Source organism: Streptococcus pseudopneumoniae, from assembly GCF_001070815.1.
Taxonomy (GTDB): domain Bacteria; phylum Bacillota; class Bacilli; order Lactobacillales; family Streptococcaceae; genus Streptococcus; species Streptococcus pseudopneumoniae_P.
In genome coordinates this window covers 1-4,897 of sequence record NZ_JVLX01000024.1, presented here as the reverse complement: position 1 = coordinate 4,897, position 4,897 = coordinate 1, and the positions used below count along the sequence as shown (strand labels likewise).

The window sequence follows — 4,897 nt, the reverse complement described above, 5'->3', positions numbered from 1 at the left end:
TACAGCCTGCGGCTAGCTTCCTAGTTTGCTCTTTGATTTTCATTGAGTATAAGTATTCTTTCTTTTAACAAAGATAGATGAAATAATAACCAAAAGACTAGCAATTTGTGTTTGCTAGTCTTTTTTTGTTAAAAAAGGAACCAAGATGGTTCCTAAAGTTATTAGTTACTTGCGCCAGATGTAGCGTCTGCGCCACCACCGTGGCCTCCAGCATCACCTGCATCAGAAGCTCCAGATGTAGCATCTGCGCCACCGTGACCTCCAGCAGGAGCTGCAACATTTCCACCAACTAGACGTTGACCAGTTGTATTGAGGTACCAGTCAAGCCATGGTTGGAAATTAAAGATAATCTCATTAATTCCAGCATATGAACCATCTGGGTAGTACATTGCTTGATAATTATGGGTATTAATAACACCTTCAGGTGTTCCCGGCACAATTGTACGGACATATTCTTGATCCCCGTTACGCAATACGCCGACAACCCATTCAACGTTTTTCATTCTAGAATCTGGCAATGTACCGTGTACTGTTCCTAATCTATTTCCTGATTGAGCACGGACACGTTTACCAAACATTGTATCTGGGTCTTGGTGTGCGTTATTAAAGTACAAAAATTGATTATTATCATCTGCAAATGTCAATTCAAATGGCATTGCTTTCAAGAACATGTCAAGTTGGTTAACTGTCAAGATACCGTGGTCTAATTTAACGTAAGTATCTCCAGAAACAGCTCCAACAAGTTCAGCAGCTTTTTCTACCCATTCAGGATCATCTGGATCAACACCTTGGATAGTAGTTGCAATTGAATTTGTACAATATAAATCTTCTGGTGCAATTGGTTTTGGTTTTTTCAATTTTGAAACGACTCCCACATATTTTACAAAGTTGTCCAAGCATGTTTCAAGGAAATTAATAGTTCCTTCATTTGTGATATTTCCATCAACATCAAAAGCTTCTTTAGCTTTACCAAGAAGGAATTCATTTCCTGGAAGTGTGTAGGCATTGACACCTGGGGCATCAAGAATCTTACGAAGGTGAACTTGGGCACGAGAAGTACCTTGGTCGTAGTAAGAAGCACCCACAATCATGACTGGCTTGTTTTCAAATGGATGAACTTCGTATGAAAGCCATTCAAGAACAGATTTTAGGGAAGCTGAGATTGTGTGGTTGTGCTCAGGAGTAGCAATGATAACACCATCAGCACGAGTAATTTTGTTATATAAATAACGTAATTGGAAACTTTCGTCCCATTTTTCGTCTTGGTTAAACATTGGAACTTCGTCAATTTCGAGAACTTCTAATTCAAATTTGAGTTTGAAGTGACGACGGATGAATTCCAAGAGTTTACGGTTATATGATTGATCGTAGTTTGATCCAACAAGTCCAACAAATTTCATTCTTTTTGGTCTCCTATCTTACAAATTTTCCCAGTCAAAGTCTTCAGCATCTTTGCGAAGTAGGGCTTGTGCGTTACGCAATTTTTCTGTAATTTTTACAAAGATACGGAAGTCGTCAAAAGTGGCATCTAATTTTTTGATAACATCAAGATCCACTAGATCTCCACTTGGATTGAAGGCTTGAAGAGAATGTGAAAGCAAGAATTCATCTGGAAGGACACTTGCTTTGATTTCTGGGGCATTCAAGATTTGGCGAAGTTGTAATTGGGCACGTGATGAACCAAGCGTACCATATGAAGCACCTGTAATCATGATTGGTTTGTTCAAAAGTGGATAGATACCATAAGACAACCAAGCAAGAGCGCTCATCAAAACAGCTGGGATAGAGTGGTCATACTCAGGAGTACCAATAATAACGCCATCTGCCTCTTCAATTTTAGCAGCAATTTCTAAAATTTCAGCAGGTACTTGCTTGTCAGCTGGTTTGTTGAAGACAGGAATGTCTTTAATTTCAACAAGTTCAATTTCAGCTTTTTCAGCAAAGTGTTTTTGCATGTATTGAAGCAATTGGCGGTTTGTAGAACGTTTTGAATTTGTTCCAACAATAGCAATAAGTTTTAACATGAGATTTCCTTTCTCTTTTTACATAATACAATTTTAAAACTCCATTGAAACATTTGTTTCTATAGAGTAGGAATTCCTGAAGAACAGCTTAGGTGACCTTCCTTATCGATGAGGATAGCTTCGATGCCCTCCAAACTTTCGACTTGCCAGAGGATAGAAGCAGGTCTTTCTCCAAATAGACGAGTTGTCCAGATTTCACCATCAACTGATTTATCAGAGATGATTGTTAGACTCGCTAGTTCCGTTTCAACAGGATAACCTGTTTGGCTGTCAAAAATATGATGGTAATCTTTTCCATCGACAGTCAGGTGACGTTCATAAATGCCTGAAGTCACGACAGATTTATTGACAACAGGGATGGTCATTAAGTGATTTCCCCTCGGATTGGCTGGGTCTTGAATCCCAATTTGCCAAGGCTGATCCCCTCTTGCCTGATTTTTTCCAATAGTCAGGATATTCCCTCCCAGATTAATCAAGGCAGATGTCACTCCCTCTTTTCTCAGAAATTGAGCAACTTTATCCGCACTATAACCCTTGGCTAAACAACCTAGGTCTATCTTCATTCCTTTCTGTTTTAGAAACACAGTAGAAGTAGAAGAATCTAACTCGATATAATGAGGATTGATTAAAGGGAGAATTGATTCGATTTCTTGAGGCTGGGCAACTTTGGCATCTGAAAAACCGATACGCCAGGTTTGAATCAAGGGACCAATGCTGATATTGAGATGGCTAGATGGCGCTAGGCTATGCTCTAATCCAAGTGAAATCAGTTCGAACAGGTCTGGATGAACCTTGACGGGGGCTATTCCAGCTTGATGATTGATTTCCATCAACTCAGATTCTTGGCTATTGGCATTGAAGCGGTATTCGAGCTCTCTGAGTAAATCAAAGGATTTCTGGATCAAGCTATCGGCTCGCTCATCTACTAATGAAATAGTGATAGTAGTCCCCATTAGCCGTTCGGAATGTGAACTAAGAGGCAAGCTACCAACTCCTTTCTTTTATGAAAAGAAGACTGAAATATAGTAAATTTATATTAAATTTAACCCCTTACATTTTCTTTTCATGATACTAGCATACCATAAAGTCAGCGTTTTCACAAATAAAATTTGTAAACTTGTCAAGAAATATGCTCAGAAAATAAAGAGTAATTGTAAGAAAGACTGATAAAATACAGATTATTTACATTTTTTTACAAAAAAAACGGGAAAATTAGCTAAACTCTTGTAAACGCTAACAGTAAATGTTATACTAGAAAGGTAAATTTAAAATTGAAGGTAGGAATTTTTCTATGAGTAAAATCGTTGTAGTTGGTGCTAACCACGCTGGTACAGCATGTATTAACACTATGTTGGATAACTTTGGAAATGAGAACGAAATCGTTGTATTTGACCAAAACTCTAACATTTCTTTCCTAGGATGTGGAATGGCCCTCTGGATTGGTGAACAAATTGACGGTGCTGAAGGCTTGTTCTATTCTGATAAAGAAAAATTGGAAGCTAAAGGTGCTAAGGTATACATGAATTCACCAGTTCTTTCAATAGACTATGATAACAAAGTAGTTACAGCGGAAGTTGAAGGAAAAGAGCACAAAGAATCATATGAAAAATTGATTTTCGCTACAGGTTCTACACCAATCTTGCCACCAATCGAAGGTGTTGAAATTGTTAAAGGAAACCGTGAATTTAAAGCAACTCTTGAAAACGTACAATTTGTGAAATTGTACCAAAACGCTGAAGAAGTGATTCACAAATTGTCTGATAAGAGTCAACACCTTGACCGAATCGCCGTTGTTGGTGGTGGTTATATCGGTGTTGAACTTGCTGAAGCCTTTGAACGTCTTGGAAAAGAAGTTGTCCTTGTTGATATCGTTGATACTGTTTTGAACGGTTACTATGACAAAGACTTCACACAAATGATGGCGAAGAACTTGGAAGACCACAACATCCGCTTGGCGCTTGGTCAAACTGTTAAAGCAATCGAGGGTGACGGTAAAGTTGAACGCTTGATTACTGATAAAGAAACTTTTGATGTGGATATGGTTATCCTTGCAGTTGGTTTCCGTCCAAACACAGCCCTTGCTGATGGAAAAATTGAACTCTTCCGTAACGGTGCCTTCCTTGTAGACAAAAAACAAGAAACATCTATCCCAGGCGTTTACGCAGTAGGTGACTGTGCGACTGTTTATGACAACGCTCGTAAAGACACTAGCTACATTGCGCTTGCTTCAAACGCTGTTCGTACTGGTATCGTTGGTGCATATAACGCATGTGGACATGAATTGGAAGGAATCGGTGTTCAAGGATCAAACGGTATCTCAATCTACGGTCTTCACATGGTTTCAACTGGTTTGACTCTTGAAAAAGCTAAAGCTGCTGGTTACAATGCAACTGAAACAGGCTTTAACGATCTTCAAAAACCAGAATTTATGAAGCATGACAATCATGAAGTTGCCATCAAGATTGTCTTTGACAAAGATAGCCGTGAAATTCTTGGTGCACAAATGGTTTCACACGATTCTGCAATCAGCATGGGAATCCACATGTTCTCACTTGCTATCCAAGAGCATGTGACAATTGATAAATTGGCATTGACAGACCTATTCTTCTTGCCACACTTTAACAAACCATACAACTACATCACAATGGCTGCCCTCACAGCTGAAAAATAAAAACGATGAACTATCTGGCTTTAAGTTAAGGTCAGATAGTTTTTTAGTTATACTCTTCGAAAATCTCTTCAAACCACGTCAGCTTCGCCTTACCGTAGGTATGGGTACTGACTTCGTCAGTTCTATCTGCAACCTCAAAGCAGTGCTATGAGCAACCTGCGGCTAGCTTCCTAGTTTGCTCTTTGATTTTCATTGAGTATCA

4 protein-coding genes are annotated in these 4,897 nt (G+C 38.9%); 1 reads left to right on the top strand and 3 read right to left on the bottom strand.

Going from position 1 to position 4,897, the window contains the following annotated elements; all coding sequences use genetic code 11:
- Positions 1 to 161 precede the first annotated feature (161 nt).
- The 3 genes from ADG81_RS02735 to ADG81_RS02725 are packed head-to-tail and all read right to left on the bottom strand — an operon-like array spanning position 162 to position 3,007.
- A complete protein-coding gene (locus ADG81_RS02735) occupies positions 162 to 1,400 on the bottom strand; it encodes an NAD(P)H-dependent oxidoreductase (protein WP_049550831.1) in 1,239 nt (412 codons plus the stop codon).
- An 18-nt stretch (positions 1,401 to 1,418) separates the two neighbouring features.
- Positions 1,419 to 2,024, bottom strand: a complete 606-nt coding sequence (locus ADG81_RS02730) for an NADPH-dependent FMN reductase (RefSeq protein WP_000915951.1) — start codon at positions 2,022 to 2,024, stop codon at positions 1,419 to 1,421.
- Positions 2,025 to 2,083: 59 nt separating this feature from the next.
- Entirely contained in the window at positions 2,084 to 3,007 is a 924-nt protein-coding gene (locus tag ADG81_RS02725; protein ID WP_004256850.1) for an FAD:protein FMN transferase, read from the bottom strand.
- 308 nt (positions 3,008 to 3,315) lie between these two features.
- Between ADG81_RS02725 and nox the strand changes: the two genes are divergently transcribed.
- Positions 3,316 to 4,695 (top strand): H2O-forming NADH oxidase, encoded by a 1,380-nt coding sequence (gene nox, locus ADG81_RS02720; protein ID WP_024057824.1) that lies wholly within the window; start codon positions 3,316 to 3,318, stop codon positions 4,693 to 4,695.
- The last annotated feature ends 202 nt before the right edge of the window (positions 4,696 to 4,897 follow it).

What these genes read in the sequence shown, in the direction of transcription:
- nox (WP_024057824.1), top strand. Translation starts at nt 3,316, where the DNA reads ATGAGTAAAATCGTTGTAGTTGGTGCTAACCACGCTGGTACAGCATGT.
- ADG81_RS02735 (WP_049550831.1), bottom strand. Translation starts at nt 1,400, where the DNA reads ATGAAATTTGTTGGACTTGTTGGATCAAACTACGATCAATCATATAAC.
- ADG81_RS02730 (WP_000915951.1), bottom strand. Translation starts at nt 2,024, where the DNA reads ATGTTAAAACTTATTGCTATTGTTGGAACAAATTCAAAACGTTCTACA.